Raw genomic sequence first — 17,939 nt, forward strand, 5'->3', positions numbered from 1 at the left:
ACAGTCAAATGATTGTCTCGTTTTTTTGCGTATTATTCTTTAACGAGCTGTAAAAGTTGCGTATAAATAGCTTTCCAAGTTCCTGCTTCATTAAAGTTTTCAACTAGTAAAAAGGCGGTGTCCGATCTTTCAATCGGTGCCACATAATTTGCGATGATTACATCAGCGATCGTATCATCTGTCGTGAAGATGAAGGTATCAGGGTTAAGTATTTTTATTAATTTTCGTTTTAAGGCCAATTCAGCAACAATGTTCCCACCAAAGTCGATATAAATCATGACTTTTTGCTGATGCTCACCTAGAACGATCAAATAAAGCGTATCGATCAAGACTTGCTTACTTTCTTCTTTTTTAGACCAAGAAACTTTTGGTTGGAACTGATCATAGAAATTAACCATTTGTTCATACAATGCTGCATGGGTTTGGATACTTTTAGTAGTTAAAGCTTGTGAGTAAAAGATATTTTTTAAATCGTGACCAAAAAACTCGATATAACTTAAATGTAGGGTCAAGATATAAAGACTGGCGTAATAGTTTTTATAAAGACGCGGCAAAGATTCTAATGTAAAAGTATCGAATACGGCATCTAACATTTGTTTAGCAAGCATCGCTAAATCAAAATCGACCATAGTTTCTAAATGTTCACCCAAGCGAATCATTTCTTCAAAAGTACAAAGTCTAGGAATAAAGATTCGTAGGAAAAAGAGCAGATAGGCGTGATCAAGTTCATTTTCTTTTACTTCAAGAATCGTTGTCAAAGGAAACACAGAGGATGCTTGAATTTCCACTGATAAGCGATTTAGATCAGTCGGTGTATGCTCCAGCACATAGAAAAAAGAGTTTAGACTATGAAGCTCGGAGTAGGTCATTTGTTTGGCGTAAGGAAGAGTTTTGTCGTTTGCTACGCTTTTTTGACGTTCAGTTTCGATTGCAGGATAAGGTGAGCGATAAAAAAATAAGAAACTAAACACTAAAAAGCGAAAGATAAAGATATCAGAAGCGCGTCCATTAAGAACAACAGTCTTATTAGCAACCATCAATTTTAAATTGAATTGCTTTAAAAAAGGATTGACTTGACGGATGACATAATAGGTATGTGACTGAGAAAACAACAACTTTTGTGCAATATCAGTAATTGGTGTTTGGTCCTCATGTAAAAAAAGATAAGTCAATTGAAACATAGCTGAAGCATTTAAATAATGTTGAATGAGTTCATAAATCAAAAGTGAAGAATGATGACTTCCTTCAGATTTTTCTGCTATATATTTATTTTCTTTGTACTGAATGGTTATCGGGATTTGATAGATAGCTAGATCTTTATCGAGTTGGAGCACAAAATGATACAGACGATTTTTAGATAGGGACAACTGAGCTTGTAATGTCTCGCTTTCAATCATAGGGCTATTTACGATTCTAGTAAATAAATCCAATTTTATCTGTTCGTTTTTCTTGATTAATTGAGTCATTAACATAGTGATCCCACCTTTATAGTAGTTATTATAAACGGGTTTAAATGTTTTTCATATTAAAAAATTAAAAATAAGTAAATTATTGTAATACGAGATTATCTTGAATTTGAGGTCGGCTTCTTTTATATTTTGTAAGCAGAACAAATTTTGACAAATTAAGAGGTGTCTAAGTGAAATTCATTAAACAATTCAATTTATGGATGGTTATTATTTTTTTAGTTGTCAGTCCGTTATGTCAAAACCCAATACATGGATTCGCCGAAACGCTAAACAAGCAGACCAATATTTTAAAAATACATAAAAATGAAAAAGAACAAGCCGTCGTTACGTTACCTCAATTTAGTTCAGATAAAGAGATAACCATTAAAACAAACACCGTCATTGATATTGTAGCTTTAGAGCAAGAACAAGCGCTCCAAAATTTAACAAGTGATGCAGACAAGCAATGTATTTCATTTACCTACCAGGGACCAGAACCTTTTCAATTGTTTTTTGATACGGATGAGGTAAAAGAGCAAGAAATCATAATAGAACAGAATCAAGAGGTCACAACCTACCAACTAGAACTAGATGAAAGTTTTACTGAAACAAATGTGACAGAAGCAACTAGCAGCGAGAGCGAAGCTCTCGAGCAATCAAGTTCAGAAGTAGATGAAACATCAGACCCATCAGAAATTGAAAGAAGTTTAGAAACGCAGAGTAGTACTAGTAATGATGTAGAGTCAAGTTCAACTTCCACAACAACAACAGAACAAGCACATAAACCAGAAACACGGTCAGGCGACTTAATGAGCGAGATTTCGGCAGATCGAGATGCTGGTTGGAAAGTACAACTAGATAAGCAGAGTACGTTATCTACACCTCTAGCATCTGGAAATCAAATTTCTTATGGTTTTGCAACAGAAGAAGATTTATTTTTAACCAATATTTTCTTAACCAACGAAAATGGTCAACGAGTTGATTATCGAAATGAAAGTAATTCTTCGAATGGTAGAGGAATTCGTTTCTACTCTTTTGGAAAAGTTGGTGATTATACAGCTATAGAGAAAGTGGCGTTGACGGCAGTTTCAGTCAAAGATAACCAAATCAGAGGATATGGAGAGTTTACACTTGATCATAATATACTCTACTCTTATAAAGTTGTGGTACGAGTGACATTAAGTGCAAATCCTGTAACTGGGGATATTCAAAAACAAATTGAAATCAAACGTGTAGACAAACCACTACTAGGTGATCCTCAACCAATGAATGTTGGCTTTTCAGAAATCGTCGATACTGAATTGAATGGTCGAGACGGCGGAGACGTTGCTTACATTGGGAATGGTCGAGGACTTTCACTTGAAAATACTCCATATCAACTGATGTTTAAAGTTGGGGAGACAAATAATGATGGTACTAACCCAGACAAATGGGGGGCAGCCAAAGGAACCTATTTAGATTTAAGTATCGGAATTCATTGGTGGTATCGTTATGCAGAACCTGGTGATTTTTTTAAGAACCGATCAATCATTGGTGGTGAGGTTCATGGTCTAGAAGGTAACAATGGTCAGCCAGGTGAAATCGCAGCTCATTATTCAGATGCGGCGATTGCAATGATGTGGAATAAACAAAAAGTGAAACCGCAAGAAACACGCACGATGACGTATACGATTCATTTGGATGAAATCAACAAACCTAAAATCAGCCTACAATCAGATATTCCTGCAAGTTTACTTGAAGGAAAAGACATTGAAAAAGTAATCGGCACAGTAGAAGCTGCTAGAAGTAGCACAGTTGATATGCTCTATGCAATCGATGATGAACCCTATACAAAATTTGAAGAGATTGAAAACAAGAATCCAGGTGAAAGACAGGAATGGTCACTTGATAAAATTGATTTGTCAGCATACAAAGCTGGAAAACATACACTAACTTTTCTAGCTCAGGACAGCGATGATCACTTGTCTGAGAAGATCACACGTACGTTTAGAATCGTATCAAAAGACACAAAATATGTGTTTGATTCTACTGTTACAAATACAAATGGACTCCTTTCGAAAGTTCATCCTGGCGATCGCTTACACTATGAAATATATCTAGAAAATAGAGGGAAGAACATTTATTTTCAATGGAAAAATGAACTTTCCAACTACTTGACACTAGATGAAACGTCACTGCATATCGAAAATAAACGAGACCCTAAACCGAATGTTCAAATCAAAGGAAATACAATGATCTATGATGGGGAAATGGCGCTTAATGAAGTGATCACGTTTAGTTTTGATGCCATTGTTAAAGAAGAAAGTTTAGGTGTGAAATTAGCATCAATCGTGAACAAAGCTAGTTTTTATGAAAAAGGCAGCACAACAAAACCTTTAGTAAAAAGTGACATCAGTGTAGCAAATGAAGGGGTTGTTACTAACTTCCCTAAACCATACTTAGAAGGCCAGTTACTGAATAAAGAAATCAAAGAAGAGGATGAACTTGTTTTTGAGGGCAAAATCGGTAACTCGACACTAGCCAAAGAAACAGATTCTGGTGCGTGGAAACAAGTGCAATATGTGTTTCCAGAGGAAGAAGGACTAGATCTAAAAGAAATTCAGGTTCTTGACAAAAATAATCAGCCGTTACCTGACAGCGAAGTTGAATGTGGAATCGTTTCGGAAACAGATAGTCAGCAAGTGAAGCAAAACTATCGTAGAATGGCGATTGCTCGTTTTAAAAAGGATATTTTCCCTCAAGAAGAATATCATATTCGAGTGAAGGCGAAAGCAGCAAAAGATTCATCTAAGTTAAATGAACCAATCATTGTTCATACTTCAGCTTTTGGAACAGACAAAACAGAAGAAAGTGTTGAAATTGAGCAAGAAATCCAGCTACCTAAGATTCAACCCAAAGAAATGTTAACGATTGTAGAGGTTACAGAGGGAATGAATTTTGGTGAGTGGACACTAAAACGAGAAAAACAAAAAAGATACGCAGAAGATCTAAGTATAAAAATTCAGGATACACGTAGCGGCAATAATTCATGGTCGTTGCGAGTATCGAGTGAAGTAAAAAATGAATCTGGCGCTATATTACCTCTTTTCTTTGAAGAAGGAAAACAAAAACAGTCTTTAGAAGACGGAGTTGTCATTGCTAACAAAGGAATGAAGGAATTGACTTTTGGAGAAAAAAGCAAGCAAAAAATTTATGCTGAACTTTCTCCAGACATGACAAAAGGCCACTACCAAGGAACAATTTCTTGGAATCTGATGGATGTACCTTAAGAGGCAAGCTTTCATTATTAACGTTTTAAAAAGATAGAGCTATTAGTTTCTATCATTAAAATAATTAAGTAGTTAAACATATTAGGAGGAATTTTATTATGAAAACAAGTAAATTAACAGCAGGAATGATTCTATTAACAGTAGGAAGTATGTTTGCAGTAACCGGACATGCAGAAGAAAATCCCCATTCAAAACAAGCAGTAACGAAAGCTGAAGCCTCTGTTAAAGGTGGAGATCTATACTTAACAGGTTTTACAAATAATGTGAATTTTGATTTTGATTTAAATGATGTGGTAACAACGGATGATGAAGGGATGACGGCAATTAATTCAACAATCAAATCTAAAAAGAATGCTGACGGACTTATTTTGGGGCAAGTAGTCGATTTGTTAGGTTCTAATGAGAAATGGACAGTTAATGTGAAATTATCAGAGTTTGTAAATACAGAAAATAAAGAACAAACACTTGCATCACCCATGATCGGAGGAACAAGAATTTTAGGCCAAGAAACACCGAGATCAGCGTCAGATGATTCAATAACTGTTGATCAAGTAGGAACTAATATTGTTTCTGACGGAGAAACAACAGGGTTAGGTGTTAATACGATTGGGCTTTCTGGTGCGACGATGACATTTGGTTATACAAATAATAAGAAAATTGTTGCAGGAGATTATGCAGGCGAAATTAACTGGAACTTAGTCGATGCAGAAACAGGACAAGAGTGAGAAAGAATTTAATTAGACATAGTAATCGTTCATTAACACAATAGAAAGGTAAGTTTGAAACAAAGAGTAGCTGTTTGTTTCAAATTTATCTATACATAAAATATTAAGGTTATAACATAGGAAGGAATCACTAAGATGAAAAAAATAATAGCGTTTTTAAGTATAGTCTTTGTTGCGGGGTTATTTTGTGGAAGTACTGCAATTGCAGAAGAAATGTCTTACTCCGTTCAAGCGATTTTACCAGAGAATCAAAAGTCAGATGTTAGCTATTTTGATTTACGTATGAACCCATCAGAAGAGCAAGAGCTAAAATTAAAACTAATAAATTATGCAGATCATCCCTCAACTATTGCAGTTACTCCTAGAGATGCTTTTACGAATAATAATGGAATGGTTGATTATAGTGTTGATAATCCTATGTTAGATAAAACAATGAAACATAGTTTGACCGATTTAGTTTCTGAGAAACAAATTGTTACCTTGAATGCCAAAGAAGAAAAAGAGATTATATTTCATTTAAAGATGCCAACTGATTCTTTCGATGGAGAAATCTTAGGGGGATTTTTTGTTCAAGAAGTAAATGATAAAGAGACTTCTGAGGATTCAAACGAGTCTAAACAAGAGCAAAAAAATGTTTCTGGTGTCCAACTATCAAATCGTTTTTCTTATACGATTGGTGTAAAATTAAGCGAAACAGATAACGCTGTAAAACCAGAAGTCAAGCTGGGAGATGTCAAGGCAGGGCTAGCTAATGGTCGAACAGCTTTTTTAGCGACAATAAGAAATGTTCAAAGTACAACGGTAAAAAAAGCGACTATTGAAGCGAAGATCTATCAAAAAAATAAACTGATTTACACAACAAAAAAAGAAAAACTAGCGATGGCTCCCCATTCTGTATTTGATTACAATGTTTCTTTAGAGAATGAAGAAATACATGCAGGAGAGTATATGCTCAAATTGACTGTTACAGGTGGTGACGATCACTGGGCATTTACCAAAGGGTTTGATGTCGAGAAAAAAGAGGCAGAGAAACTTAATAAAGAAGCTATAGATGTGGTAAAACAACCAACCAATTATTGGCCGTGGGTGGTAGCTGGAATGGGAATTGTCTTAGTTGGATTATTAGGATATATTATTTATCAAAAAAAACATAAATAAAAGAAACGAGGTTGGGATTCGTAGCGTGTCCCGACCTCGTTTCTTTTTTAGTTTAAAGAGTATTGCAAGTTTATTCAAAAAGCTGCAATGCCATCGATTTCTACTTTAAAATTTGGATCGATCAAACCGGCAACAACAACAAGTGTAGCTGTCGGTTTTGATTCGCCCACAAATTCGGCTAATTTACTTCTAACACCGGCTAGATAGGAAACGTCTGTAATATAGATTGTGATTTTCACTAAAGACTCTACAGTTAAATTATTTTCATGCAGAGCAGCTGTGATTTTTTCTAGCACAACTTCTGTTTGTTCTTCAATGCTTTGAGGTGTGTAGTCATTTTTACTGGGGGGGGGGGTGACCTGAAATATATAGGGATATGTTGCTAGCTATTTTTGTGTTTTGGTAAATTTTCATGGTGTTTCCTCCATTCAAGTTGTTACGTTAATTGTATTATATTGAAGAGAAGTGATTGGATAGGGCGGTTTCGTAGATCATTTGTCCCTAACATCTATATTTTCTATAAGAATACCTATATTTTGTTTATTTCTATCTTTTTTTGAAAGCGCTACAATTCTATTGTAGACAATTTGATGGAAGGAGTTGGGGGAATGAAGAAAAAGTCAAAGAGCGCGCTTTTCTTTACCAATATTTGGCGGTATAAAGCGTTGATCTTGATGGCAATTCCAGCGATGGTTTGGATGATTTTTTTCTTTTATATTCCAGTGTTGACCAATGTGGTGGCGTTTAAGGATTTTCATATTTCACCAGATGGGTTTATTGCTAGTTTGAAAGAAAGTCCATGGGTTGGTTTAGAGAATTTCAAGTTTTTATTTTCTTCTAATGATGCCTTTTTGATTACGAAAAATACAGTGTTGTACAACGTGACCTTTATTACATTAAACCTTGTCATTTCTGTATTTTTTGCAATCGTGATGAGTGAGTTGCGGAATAAGCGCTTGGTAAAAGTATATCAAACGATGTCTCTTTTACCGTACTTCTTATCTTGGGTTATTATTGGGTATTTTGTTTATGCCTTTTTAAGTCCAGATAAAGGGATTTTCAATCAATGGATTTCAAATCGTGGAGGAACACCAATCAATTGGTATAGTGAAGCGAAATATTGGCCATTTATTTTAGTATTTATCGGAACATGGAAAGGAATTGGGTATAACAGTATCATTTATTTTGCCTCTGTTATGGGGATTGATCCGACTTATTATGAGGCCGCAATGGTAGATGGTGCCAGCAAGTGGCAACAAATCAAAAACGTGACGATTCCTCAATTATTACCATTAATGACGATCATGACGATTTTAGCTGTGGGAAATATTTTTAGAGCGGATTTTGGTTTGTTCTACAATGTTCCAAGGAATTCTGGCTCATTGTATCAGGTCACCTCTGTTTTGGATACGTATATCTTTAATGGCTTGACTGCTACAGGCGATATCGGAATGACAGCAGCAGCTGGATTGTATCAATCAACAGTTGGATTTGTCTTGTTGATGATCACAAACGGAATCGTTCGTCGCTTTGACAATGATTCGGCATTATTCTAAGGAGGAGTGAAAACATTGAGGAAAAAGCCAGTTTCAAAAGTAACAATTCGTTCGTTTAATAGACCTGTCAATTTATTTTTTAATGTGCTGATCGCAGTTTTCGCGCTATCCTGTGTGTTGCCGTTTCTATTTGTTGTGGCAATCTCACTTAGTAATGAAACAGCCTTAGCGGCTCACGGCTATAGTTTTTGGCCTCAGGAATTTAGTTTTTTTGGTTATACTTATTTATTCGATCAGATGCAGGATAAAATTTTTCAAGCGTTGTTTGTGACGGTATTAGTCACAGTAGTTGGCACGCTGATCAATAGTACGGCGACATCACTATATGCTTATGTGATTTCAAGATCTAATTTTCCGTTTCGCCGGTTCTTCACATTCTTTTGTTTGATTACGATGCTATTTTCACCAGGTATGGTGGCTAATTATTTAGTGATGACAAATTTACTTCAGTTGAAAGATACGATTTGGGCGTTGATTTTGCCAATGGCAGTCAGTCCGTTTAATATTATTGTGATGCGAACCTTTTTTAAACGTTCAGTGTCAGATTCGATCATCGAATCAGCACGGATCGATGGGGCTTCTGAGATGCGGATTTTTATTCAAATCGTGCTGCCGCTAGCGGTACCTGGTATCGCAACGATCAGTTTGTTTGCCGCTTTAGGGTATTGGAATGACTGGTTCAACGCACTTTTATATATTCAAAAAGACAGTTTAGTGCCACTGCAATATTTGTTGATGAAGATTCAAAATAATATTCAATACTTGACCCAAAATGCCGGAGCCAGCAGTCAGTTATCTGGTGGGATGGCAGCAATACCGGGAGAATCAGCTCGAATGGCGATCGTGGTTATTTCGACATTACCGATTGCAATCAGCTATCCATTTTTCCAAAAATATTTTGTCAAAGGATTAACGATTGGCGGAGTTAAGGAATAATATATAGAAAATGGAGATGAACAGAAAATGAAAACGTGGAAAAAAGTAGTCGGTTTAAGTACAGCAGTTGTTCTTTTAGGTGCATTGACAGCATGTGGTGGAGGCAGTAAAGAAAAAACTGACGGAAGCAGCAAAAAGACAGATGAAAATACGTTATTGATGTATCAAATTGGGGATAAACCTGATAATTATGATGCATTGATGGACGTTGCCAACAAGAAAATCGAAGAGAAAACAGGTGTTAAACTAAATATCCAATACATCGGTTGGGGCGATTACGAGAAAAAAATGAGTGTCATTGTCTCTTCTGGTGAAAATTATGATATTGCTTTTGCGGATAATTATGTACCGAATGCGCAAAAAGGTGCGTATGCTGATTTGACTGAATTAGCACCGAAGTTTGCTAAAGATGCTTATGATCAGTTGGATGAAGCGTATATCAAAGGAAATTTAGTGGACGGTAAGCTATACGCATTTCCTGTAAATGGCAATGTTTACTCTCAACAAGTGTTGACGTTTAACAAACAATATTTAGATAAATATAATTTATCGATCGATGATATCAAAACATATAAAGATGCTGAAAGTGTGTTAAAAACATTCCATGAAAAAGAACCGAATATCGCAGCATTTGCAATTGGACAAGGTTTCAAAGCGCAAGGTGATTTTGACTTTCCAATCGGAAATGGCTATCCATTTGCTGTCGATCTAAATGGTGATACTAAAAAAATCATCAACCAATACGAAAACAAAGACTTTATGGACGTTTTAAAAACAATGCATAAATGGTATCAAGCAGGTTACATTCCATCAGATGCAGCCACAAGTAATACAGAGTTTCCTTTAGAAGGAAACACATGGTTCATTCGTCAAGAAACACAAGGTCCTTACGATTATGGCGATACGATTTTAAGTAATGCTGCGGGTCAAGAATTAGTTTCTAAAGCATTTACAACACCATTAAAATCAAGTGATCAAGCACGAATGGCGAACTTTGTTGTCGCAAATACGTCTAAAAATAAAGAAAAAGCTGTAGAAGTATTAGGACAAATCAATAGTGATCCAGAATTACTGAATGGGTTAGTTTGGGGTATCGAAGGCGAAGCTTGGGAAAAAATTCCAGATAAAGATGGAAAAATCAAATTACTAGACGGCTACAAACCAAATACGCATTTACCTGCATGGAATACTGGAAATAATAAAATCTTATACACACAAGATACGATTACTGATGAAATGATCAAAGAGCGTGATGAATCGATTGCTAAAGCAGAAACATCTCCGATCTTAGGCTTCAACTTCGTGACATCAAATGTGAAAACAGAAATGAGTAATATAGCCAACGTTATGAGTCAATATTTAGATGGCTTAAATACAGGAACCGTTGACCCAGAAGAAACAGTTCCTAAATTAAAAGAAGCACTTGCTAATGCCGGTTATGACAAAGTCTTGACTGAAATGCAAAAACAATATGATGACTTTTTGAAAAAATAAAACAGGTATAATAGCGGGAACCAAGTGATTCGATGATGCATCGTTTTTACTTGGTTCTTTTATCAAAAAAACAATTTCCTGATTGGACTGCGTAGTTCTATTACAAGCAGCAGTTTTTTTATTTGGAATATTTGGCATAGTTATTTATTATACTAATAGAGACGTAGAAAGGAAGAGTTAGATGGTTGGAAAAGCGTTAGAAACGTTATTCATTAAAATTTGGGTCATTGTAAAATTAAATTTATTCTTTTGGTTATTTAGCTGTTGTGGTTTGATTGTAGCGGGTGTGGGTCCAGCCTTGAAAACAGTTAACGAATTATTTGTCAGTCATGAATTTAATTATAAGGACATTACTTTAAAAGAAGGCTGGGCTATTTTTAAGCGGAATTTCATCAGGGGCAATATTATTTTTTATGCGTTACTCTTATTATTGGCACTATTAGCATACAATCTATTTTTATCGGTTCAAATTCAAGGATTATCCTTTTTGATGATTGATTTTCTTTTAGTTTTTGCAATGATCTATGGGGGAGTTACATATCAATACACGTTATTGTTAGACAGCTATTATGAAATCGGTTTAAAAAACTTATTGAAACTAGCGTTTATTTCAACGTTATCGAATTTTACAAATCTCTTGAAAATTGCAATTGGTATAAGTTTGATCTTGTTTGTTACGTGGAAGTTCAAAGGGTTGATTTTGTTCGGCACTTTTTCTATGATTCAAATTTGGAGCTTTACAGCAACAAAATCGTGGCGACAAACGATCGATCAACGATTGGAACTTCATGCATAAAAAGAAAACTTCTTCCTTTAATGAAAAGACACTACTGAACCGATTACTAAAAAACTATGCGTTGATTTTGGTTTCACTGATTTTGATAGGCATGGGCAGTATTGGTATGAATACCTATTGGCAATCGATGGGAAGAGGGGAAATCACAGCTCAAGAAGCAGTCGATATGATTAGCCGATCGATCAATGATAAAAATTTACAAGGAAAAACTATGCTGAATGGTCTAACGGATAATCAAGAGAAGATCAACAATTTAAATCGATATATGGATACGTCGATTTCAGATTATTTGAATTATTCGTATGATCAACAACTGGCCACGGGGAACTATTTATTTTTGCCTGGTCAAGTGAAAAATTTTTATACCATGTATGATAATATCGAATCGATCATCATGGTATTGAACAATTACAATGATTATTATCTTTCTACACCACAGGATAAGAGTGGGAAGAAAATTAGCGGGACACCTCGTTTAAATAATAAATTTTATTTAGCTTACCCAATTACCAATCCAGTTACCTTAGAAGTGCTGGGCAGTTTTTATGTTGAATTCTCTCAAAAAGATATTATTGATAGTTTGACTCATTTGACGACTTTTGAAGGATTATCGGCATATGTATTCTCGAGTACAGGGTATCAGTTATTGACTTATACGGAAAAAGATAACACGATAGATCAGCAACTGATTCAACAAAAAATGAAAGAATCATCAGCGTTGCCACTTCAAAAATTGACGGGGGATAATATACTAGAACACCTGCAAACGACAAGTGGGTTTGATATTTTAGTGACGATTTCAAAAGAAAAGATCCTGACCCATGTTCTTTTTGATTTACGTATTTTGATGTTGGGTGGTTTGGTGCTGATTTTATTGTTGCTCTATTTACTTTATCGAACATTCACTAAGTATTCTCAGCAAGTCGATATTATTATGGGATCAATGGCACTTGTTTCAGAAGGAGACTTGAATACACGGATCAATGAGCAAGAGACTCAGTTTGAGCTAAAAGAGCTCTCACGAGGAATCAACACAATGCTGGATAATATTGAGCAATATATTTCAGATATTTATAAATTAGAAATCAAGCAACAAGATGCCCATATGCGAGCATTACAGTCACAAATCAGTCCGCATTTTTTATACAATACATTGGAGTATATCCGCATGTATGCATTAAGTGAAGGCAGCGAAGAACTAGCCGATGTGGTGTATGCATTTTCAACATTATTGCGCAATAATACTGATCAGGCTAAGACAACAACTTTGGAAAAAGAGCTGAGTTTTTGTGAAAAATACGTCTATTTGTATCAGATGAGGTATCCAGATCGTGTGGCGTATCACTTTGAAATCGATGAAGCGTTGAAGGAACTGGTATTACCAAAATTTTCGATTCAACCATTGATTGAAAATTATTTTGTCCACGGAATTGATTTTTCTCGCAACGATAATGCGATTAGTGTGAAAGCTCGTTTAGTTAATGAGCAAGTGAAAATATTGATTCGAGATAATGGCAAAGGAATATCTTCTCAAAAACTAACGCTGATTAAAACCAAATTAAAGAGTCAACAAATCGAATTACATGATTCTATCGGATTACAAAATGTGAATGAACGTTTGCGAGCTTATTTTGGACCGACCTTTTTGATGACAATTACCCCAAATGAAACCAAAGGAATCGCTATTGAACTGTCATTTGACGAGCCAATTTCTTAAAACTAAATGGAATATAAAAACAGTCACAATAATTCACGGCTAAGGAGTGAGAGAATGACGTATAAGGTTTTGCTAGTTGATGATGAATATATGATCGTTAACGGCTTGAAAAGAATTATTTCATGGGAAACAGAAGGTTTTTCTATCAAAGGAACAGCGCAGAATGCCAAAGAAGCGTTAACTATGATGGAAATGGAGTCAATCGATCTTGTGATAACCGATATTACGATGCCGGAAATGACCGGATTGGAATTTATTGAAGCGGCTCAAAATGAAGCAAGACAGTTTGAATTTATGATTCTTTCTGGTTACCAGAAGTTTGATTTTTTAAAAGGCGGACTGCAACTAGGGGCGATCAATTACTTGATGAAACCTGTAGATAAATTGGAACTTTTAAAAAGTGTGAGAAAAGCCAAAAAACGTTTAGACAATCGTAATCAACAAGAAACTAGAAACGGCATGTATAGTGAAGTTTTATTGTCCCAATGGGTCAATGGTGAAATCGATAAAGATAACTTTGAAGAACTGAATCAACTAGTCAACACTGCAGAAAAATCAGATTGGACTGTGCTATTAGTGGAAGTCACGCGTGAAAAAAAAGCCCAAGTTGTTAAGTGGCTGGAAGGACAACAACAATCTTTGTTTTTTTCGCGTAATTTAGGAGATAAGAGTTTGCTTGTACATATCTTTAAAGGTGGTAAATGTCAATTGAATCAACTTCTGGCAGCGAATCCCTTGCAAGCAGATGAAGACGATAGCTGGTTGATCAGTGTGGGTGAAACAGTGAGTGATTGGGAAGATGTTTCAGATAGTTATGAAAAAGCAAACCAAACATTGCAGCGTTACAAGTTTTATGAAGCAAGTGGAAAAAATCTGCTATATTCTGTGTTTTCAGATGATTTTGATCTCTCAGCAGACATCATCAATTTTAACAAAACGCTGATGGTAGGGGATTTTACGACGATTGAGACGACGATTGCTGAAATCTTTACTAAAACGCAAAAAATAGGTGCACGTCCAGAAGATGTTCGGCATATTACATTTATGCTTTTCATGGATATCTATCGCCGTTTTAATCACTTAGATGAAGCGGAATACCAACAAGTTTTAGATGATATCAATCACTCGTCAAATGCGGATAAATTACATGAGATTCTATCAACGACTGTTAAGCAAATCACTCGGGAAAAACTAGCGTATGATTATTCAGAGAATGTTCAAAAAGTTATCGATAAAATTCGTTCGGACTACACAAGTGAATTGACCTTGAAATGCGTGGCGCAAACTTTGCATCTTAATGTAATGTACTTGGGACAGCTGTTTAAGAAAGAAACCAAAAAGAGTTTTTCTCAATATTTGAATCAATATCGAATGAAGAAAGCACAGAACTTATTGCTGTATACAGATGATAATGTCAATGAAATTGCGGATAAAATTGGTTTTAACAATAGCACCTATTTCTCACAGATTTTTAAAAAGATGAACGATTTAACACCGAAAGAGTTTCGGGAAAAATACAAACATCACTATGATTCTGTGGGTGAAGAATGAACAGACCAAAAAACGAACTGGATGTGTTATTGCTCCAGTTCGCTTTTTTTATTCGTTAAATACTAAATGGAAGTTGTTCATTCTCATAATTTTTTGGTCTAGGGACAATGCCTAAAGTAAACTCGATTTTTCCGCCTTTCATCAATGATTCATGCTCAAACACTAAGCTCTCGTGTAAAGAATCATTATAGTAGATATGATCGATAAACTGTTGCTGCTCCTGATTTGGGCCACTGGAAATCGTCAATGTTTCCCCATTAGACAAATGAATAACGGCTTTATCGAATAAAGGCATGCCAATAACATATTCACCTGAACCAGGACAGACAGGATAAAAGCCTAGAGAGTTAAAAATGTACCAACTTGCCATGCTTCCATTATCTTCGTCTCCAGGGAAACCAGTGGGGCTGTCATTAAATTCTTGAATCATTAGTTGTTTTAGCAAAGGCTGTGCAAATTCAGGTTTACCAAGGTAACTGAACAGATAAGGTAGGTGGAAACTTGGCTGATTAGAAATTGCCAGTTGTCCAAATTCAGTAGCCGCCATTTCGCTCATTTCATGGATTTCAAATCCGTATCCATCGACATTAAAGGAAGGTGATTGATTACATAAATCAATTAATTTTTCTAGGAATTTATCATGCCCTCCAAAAGCTGTGATCAAGCCTTTAAAATCATGATAAACAGCAAAACTACTTTGCCAAGCACTCCCCTCAGCGTAATCGCCACCCCAGCGATGATTATCAAAACCTTCTTTGAATGACCCGTTTGTTTGTTTCGCACGCATGAACCCTGTGTCAGGATCAAAAATAGTTAAATAATTTTTCGCCTGTCTACCATAATGTTCGGCTGTGTCAGAATCTTTTGATATTTTGGCTACTTGGCTGATGCAAAAGTCACTATAGCAATAATCTAAGGTATGATTGACCGACTCGTGGTAGTGAGCAGGAACGTAGCCATAGGTTAAATAGTCATTTGTTCCTTGTCTACCATAATTTGGATTGTCGCTTTGAATTGTAGCTCCTTTGATCATGGCCTCTAAAAATTCGGGCATCAAATCAGGGCGAATATTTTTCACTGCAGCATCTGCAATCACTGCATCAATCAATGTTCCTGGCATCAAACCTCGCTCATCAGGTGAAAGCCATTTAGGTAAATAGCCGCTTTCTCGATAACTGTTTAAAAATCCTTCTAGCATTTCTGCATATTTTTCTTGAGCAATTAATGAATACAACGGGTAAACAGTTTTATAAGTGTCCCAAAACCCATTATTCGTATATAGAAATCCTGGTTTTACTTTCTTAGCTAACGTATCATAATGAATAATTTGTCCATCCAAATCTTTTTCATAGAAAGTTTGAGGAAATAAAAATGCTCGATATAAATTATGATAAAACGTTGATCGACGTTGTTGGTTTTTATCTTGAATATCAATTTTATTTAGATAATACGCCCATTGTTCCTCTGAATGTTTACGGTAATCTTCTGGCATCCAGTCAAACTCCCGTGACAAATTCAACTTGGCTTGTTCTAAACTAATAAAAGAAGTACCAAACTGAATAACTTGTTTCGTGATGTCTCCAAATGAAAAAGTAACACAATCATCTGCTCCAGCTTGTTCCGTAAGTTGTTCAATAGCTAGTGGCTGTTGAAAATGTAGGGTGAAATAAAAAGCAAAATCTTTATCCTCACAGCCTGCGTAGTTTACGATTGATCCGGAAACGGTATGAGCATCCTCGATCGTAAGCTTATAGTTTCCTGGCAATGAAAGTAAGAGTCCTGCATCTGGCTGTGTGTAACTTGTTGACAAAGCACCACCGTACATACTAGGGATCAAACGAGCTGTCAGTTGATAGCGTTGCGCAGTGATTTCTAAATAGCTAGGATTAAAAACGCTTTCATCTGGTCGGTAAGAAGATTGTGCATGAAAAATGCTCTTCTCTTTTAGCTTGCCATTAAAAGGCTGCATAACAAAATAACTAAAATCCCCCATCCAAGGGCTAGGTTGATGAGTTAAACGGAAACCTTGGAAGACTCGGTCGCGAGGATTAAACCACCAACTACCATTATCCCCATTGGTTTGTGGCGCAAAATAATTCATGCCAAATGGCACACCAGTATAGGGGAGACAGTTGCCATTTGAAAAAGAATGTTGGTTATCAGTTCCGTGTCGAGTGTCGATTAATGTTGGTTTCATTCCTTAATTCTCCTTTGTTGAGTTACGAATAATTTGTTTTACTGGGACTTGTTGGTCTGCTGGAATCACATGGTTTTCAATCCATTCAATCAGCATCGTTCCGGCAAGTTTTCCCATCCCTTTAAAATCTTGAGCAATCGTTGTGAGTGCAGGATCGATCAGTGAGGCTGCTTGGATATTATCAAAACCGATAACGGATAATTGAATTGGTATATCAATGTTAGCTCGTTTCGCTTGATTCATGAGTGAGATTGCAACTAAGTCGTTTTCACAGACGACACCTGTAATGGCATTTTCGTTGAGATAAGCCATTACGTCAGCGTCTACAAAGGCTTGTTTGTCTGTTAATGTTGTATGAAAAGATAAGTGCTGTTCTTTTGTTGCGTGAATATAGCCTAAATAACGCTGCCGCACTGATTGAGGCAAAGTCGGTTCTCCAAAAATATAAGCGATCCGTTGATGACCTTGTGCAGCTAAATAATTGGTAGCCATAGCACCACCTGAAAAGTTATCAGATTGGACGGTTGGGTAAGGTAGATCATGAATTTTTTTATCTAAGATGATAACTGGAAATTGCTGAATAGACAGCTCAAATAAGGTATCTAAAAAGTCTTCAGTGTTGTGGGCATAATAAATCATGCCATCAAAATCTTCAATGATATCAGCTGCCTGTTTATTGATCAAAAATTCAGCAGAGGACATGATGACTTCATAATGATGCTCACTTGTTATAGGAGCCAACCCTTCATTGAAATTTCCGAGGGAAAGATCGTTGACAAATGGAATCAAAAATAAAATACGGGAAACTTTTTTCTTTTTCGCTTTCTGTTTTTGAACATAGCTCCCTTTTCCTTGAATACGGTAAATCAATCCTTGACTTTCTAGCTCTGTCAACGCTCGTTTAGAGGTGATGCGGCTAACATTGTAAGTTTGAGAGAGTTCCTTTTCAGTTGGAAGTTGAGCATTTTCTGGTAGCTGACCTGTTTCTATTGCATTTAATAAATCATCGATGATTTTTTTATATAGTGGTTTAGACATTGTAATTCTCCTAATTGTAAAATGATATATCATTAATGATAGTTTACCATACAA

At 35.8% G+C, this 17,939-nt stretch carries 13 protein-coding genes; 9 read left to right on the forward strand and 4 right to left on the reverse strand.

Annotated elements, in window-relative coordinates:
• Nucleotides 1–32 precede the first annotated feature (32 nt).
• A complete protein-coding gene (locus IGJ02_RS02000; protein ID WP_430603081.1) occupies nt 33–1,472 on the reverse strand; it encodes a helix-turn-helix domain-containing protein in 1,440 nt (479 codons plus the stop codon).
• Between the two features lie 167 nt (nt 1,473–1,639).
• Between IGJ02_RS02000 and IGJ02_RS02005 the strand changes: the two genes are divergently transcribed.
• The 3 genes from IGJ02_RS02005 (at nt 1,640) to IGJ02_RS02015 (ending at nt 6,600) form a co-directional block, all read left to right on the forward strand.
• Nucleotides 1,640–4,717 (forward strand): hypothetical protein, encoded by a 3,078-nt coding sequence (locus IGJ02_RS02005; RefSeq protein ID WP_430603082.1) that lies wholly within the window; start codon nt 1,640–1,642, stop codon nt 4,715–4,717.
• 98 nt (nt 4,718–4,815) lie between these two features.
• Nucleotides 4,816–5,442, forward strand: a complete 627-nt coding sequence (locus IGJ02_RS02010) for a WxL domain-containing protein (protein ID WP_430603083.1) — start codon at nt 4,816–4,818, stop codon at nt 5,440–5,442.
• 135 nt (nt 5,443–5,577) lie between these two features.
• Complete coding sequence (locus tag IGJ02_RS02015) at nt 5,578–6,600, forward strand: DUF916 and DUF3324 domain-containing protein (protein WP_430603084.1); 1,023 nt, start codon at nt 5,578–5,580, stop codon at nt 6,598–6,600.
• Between the two features lie 74 nt (nt 6,601–6,674).
• On the opposite strand, the gene IGJ02_RS02020 is transcribed toward IGJ02_RS02015, so the two are convergent.
• Complete coding sequence (locus IGJ02_RS02020) at nt 6,675–6,896, reverse strand: RidA family protein (RefSeq protein WP_430603086.1); 222 nt, start codon at nt 6,894–6,896, stop codon at nt 6,675–6,677.
• A gap of 294 nt (nt 6,897–7,190) precedes the next feature.
• On the opposite strand from IGJ02_RS02020, the gene IGJ02_RS02025 reads away from it, so the two are divergent.
• The 6 genes from IGJ02_RS02025 to IGJ02_RS02050 all read left to right on the forward strand — a co-directional run bounded on the left by IGJ02_RS02025 (nt 7,191) and on the right by IGJ02_RS02050 (nt 14,650).
• A complete protein-coding gene (locus IGJ02_RS02025; RefSeq protein WP_174270362.1) occupies nt 7,191–8,156 on the forward strand; it encodes an ABC transporter permease in 966 nt (321 codons plus the stop codon).
• 15 nt (nt 8,157–8,171) lie between these two features.
• Nucleotides 8,172–9,092 carry a carbohydrate ABC transporter permease gene (locus tag IGJ02_RS02030; protein WP_430603088.1) on the forward strand — a complete coding sequence of 307 codons (921 nt, stop codon included), beginning with the start codon at nt 8,172–8,174 and terminating at the stop codon, nt 9,090–9,092.
• 27 nt (nt 9,093–9,119) lie between these two features.
• Nucleotides 9,120–10,586: an ABC transporter substrate-binding protein gene (locus IGJ02_RS02035; RefSeq protein ID WP_430603090.1), complete on the forward strand. Its 1,467-nt coding sequence runs from the start codon at nt 9,120–9,122 to the stop codon at nt 10,584–10,586.
• 181 nt (nt 10,587–10,767) lie between these two features.
• A complete protein-coding gene (locus tag IGJ02_RS02040) occupies nt 10,768–11,382 on the forward strand; it encodes a YesL family protein (RefSeq protein ID WP_430603091.1) in 615 nt (204 codons plus the stop codon).
• Complete coding sequence (locus IGJ02_RS02045) at nt 11,375–13,099, forward strand: sensor histidine kinase (protein WP_430603092.1); 1,725 nt, start codon at nt 11,375–11,377, stop codon at nt 13,097–13,099. The genes IGJ02_RS02040 and IGJ02_RS02045 overlap by 8 nt, the downstream gene beginning before the upstream one ends.
• A 54-nt stretch (nt 13,100–13,153) precedes the next feature.
• Complete coding sequence (locus IGJ02_RS02050) at nt 13,154–14,650, forward strand: response regulator transcription factor (RefSeq protein WP_430603094.1); 1,497 nt, start codon at nt 13,154–13,156, stop codon at nt 14,648–14,650.
• Nucleotides 14,651–14,705: 55 nt separating this feature from the next.
• Here IGJ02_RS02050 and IGJ02_RS02055 read toward each other — a convergent pair whose 3' ends face one another.
• Together IGJ02_RS02055 and IGJ02_RS02060 are read right to left on the reverse strand one after the other, a co-directional pair.
• Nucleotides 14,706–16,847, reverse strand: coding sequence for a GH92 family glycosyl hydrolase (locus IGJ02_RS02055; RefSeq protein WP_430603096.1), 2,142 nt, complete (start codon nt 16,845–16,847; stop codon nt 14,706–14,708).
• A 3-nt stretch (nt 16,848–16,850) separates the two neighbouring features.
• Entirely contained in the window at nt 16,851–17,885 is a 1,035-nt protein-coding gene (locus tag IGJ02_RS02060) for a GntR family transcriptional regulator (protein WP_430603097.1), read from the reverse strand.
• Between the last annotated feature and the right edge of the window lie 54 nt (nt 17,886–17,939).

The sequence above is a fragment of the Enterococcus sp. DIV0724b genome (genome assembly GCF_050531475.1).
Lineage (GTDB): Bacteria > Bacillota > Bacilli > Lactobacillales > Enterococcaceae > Enterococcus_L > Enterococcus_L haemoperoxidus.

Bases quoted from the DNA above. Each gene is read 5' to 3' on its own strand.
- IGJ02_RS02000 (WP_430603081.1), bottom strand. From the start codon at position 1,472: ATGTTAATGACTCAATTAATCAAGAAAAACGAACAGATAAAATTGGAT.
- IGJ02_RS02010 (WP_430603083.1), top strand. From the start codon at position 4,816: ATGAAAACAAGTAAATTAACAGCAGGAATGATTCTATTAACAGTAGGA.
- IGJ02_RS02015 (WP_430603084.1), top strand. From the start codon at position 5,578: ATGAAAAAAATAATAGCGTTTTTAAGTATAGTCTTTGTTGCGGGGTTA.
- IGJ02_RS02025 (WP_174270362.1), top strand. From the start codon at position 7,191: ATGGAAGGAGTTGGGGGAATGAAGAAAAAGTCAAAGAGCGCGCTTTTC.
- IGJ02_RS02035 (WP_430603090.1), top strand. From the start codon at position 9,120: ATGAAAACGTGGAAAAAAGTAGTCGGTTTAAGTACAGCAGTTGTTCTT.
- IGJ02_RS02040 (WP_430603091.1), top strand. From the start codon at position 10,768: ATGGTTGGAAAAGCGTTAGAAACGTTATTCATTAAAATTTGGGTCATT.
- IGJ02_RS02045 (WP_430603092.1), top strand. From the start codon at position 11,375: ATGCATAAAAAGAAAACTTCTTCCTTTAATGAAAAGACACTACTGAAC.
- IGJ02_RS02050 (WP_430603094.1), top strand. From the start codon at position 13,154: ATGACGTATAAGGTTTTGCTAGTTGATGATGAATATATGATCGTTAAC.
- IGJ02_RS02055 (WP_430603096.1), bottom strand. From the start codon at position 16,847: ATGAAACCAACATTAATCGACACTCGACACGGAACTGATAACCAACAT.
- IGJ02_RS02060 (WP_430603097.1), bottom strand. From the start codon at position 17,885: ATGTCTAAACCACTATATAAAAAAATCATCGATGATTTATTAAATGCA.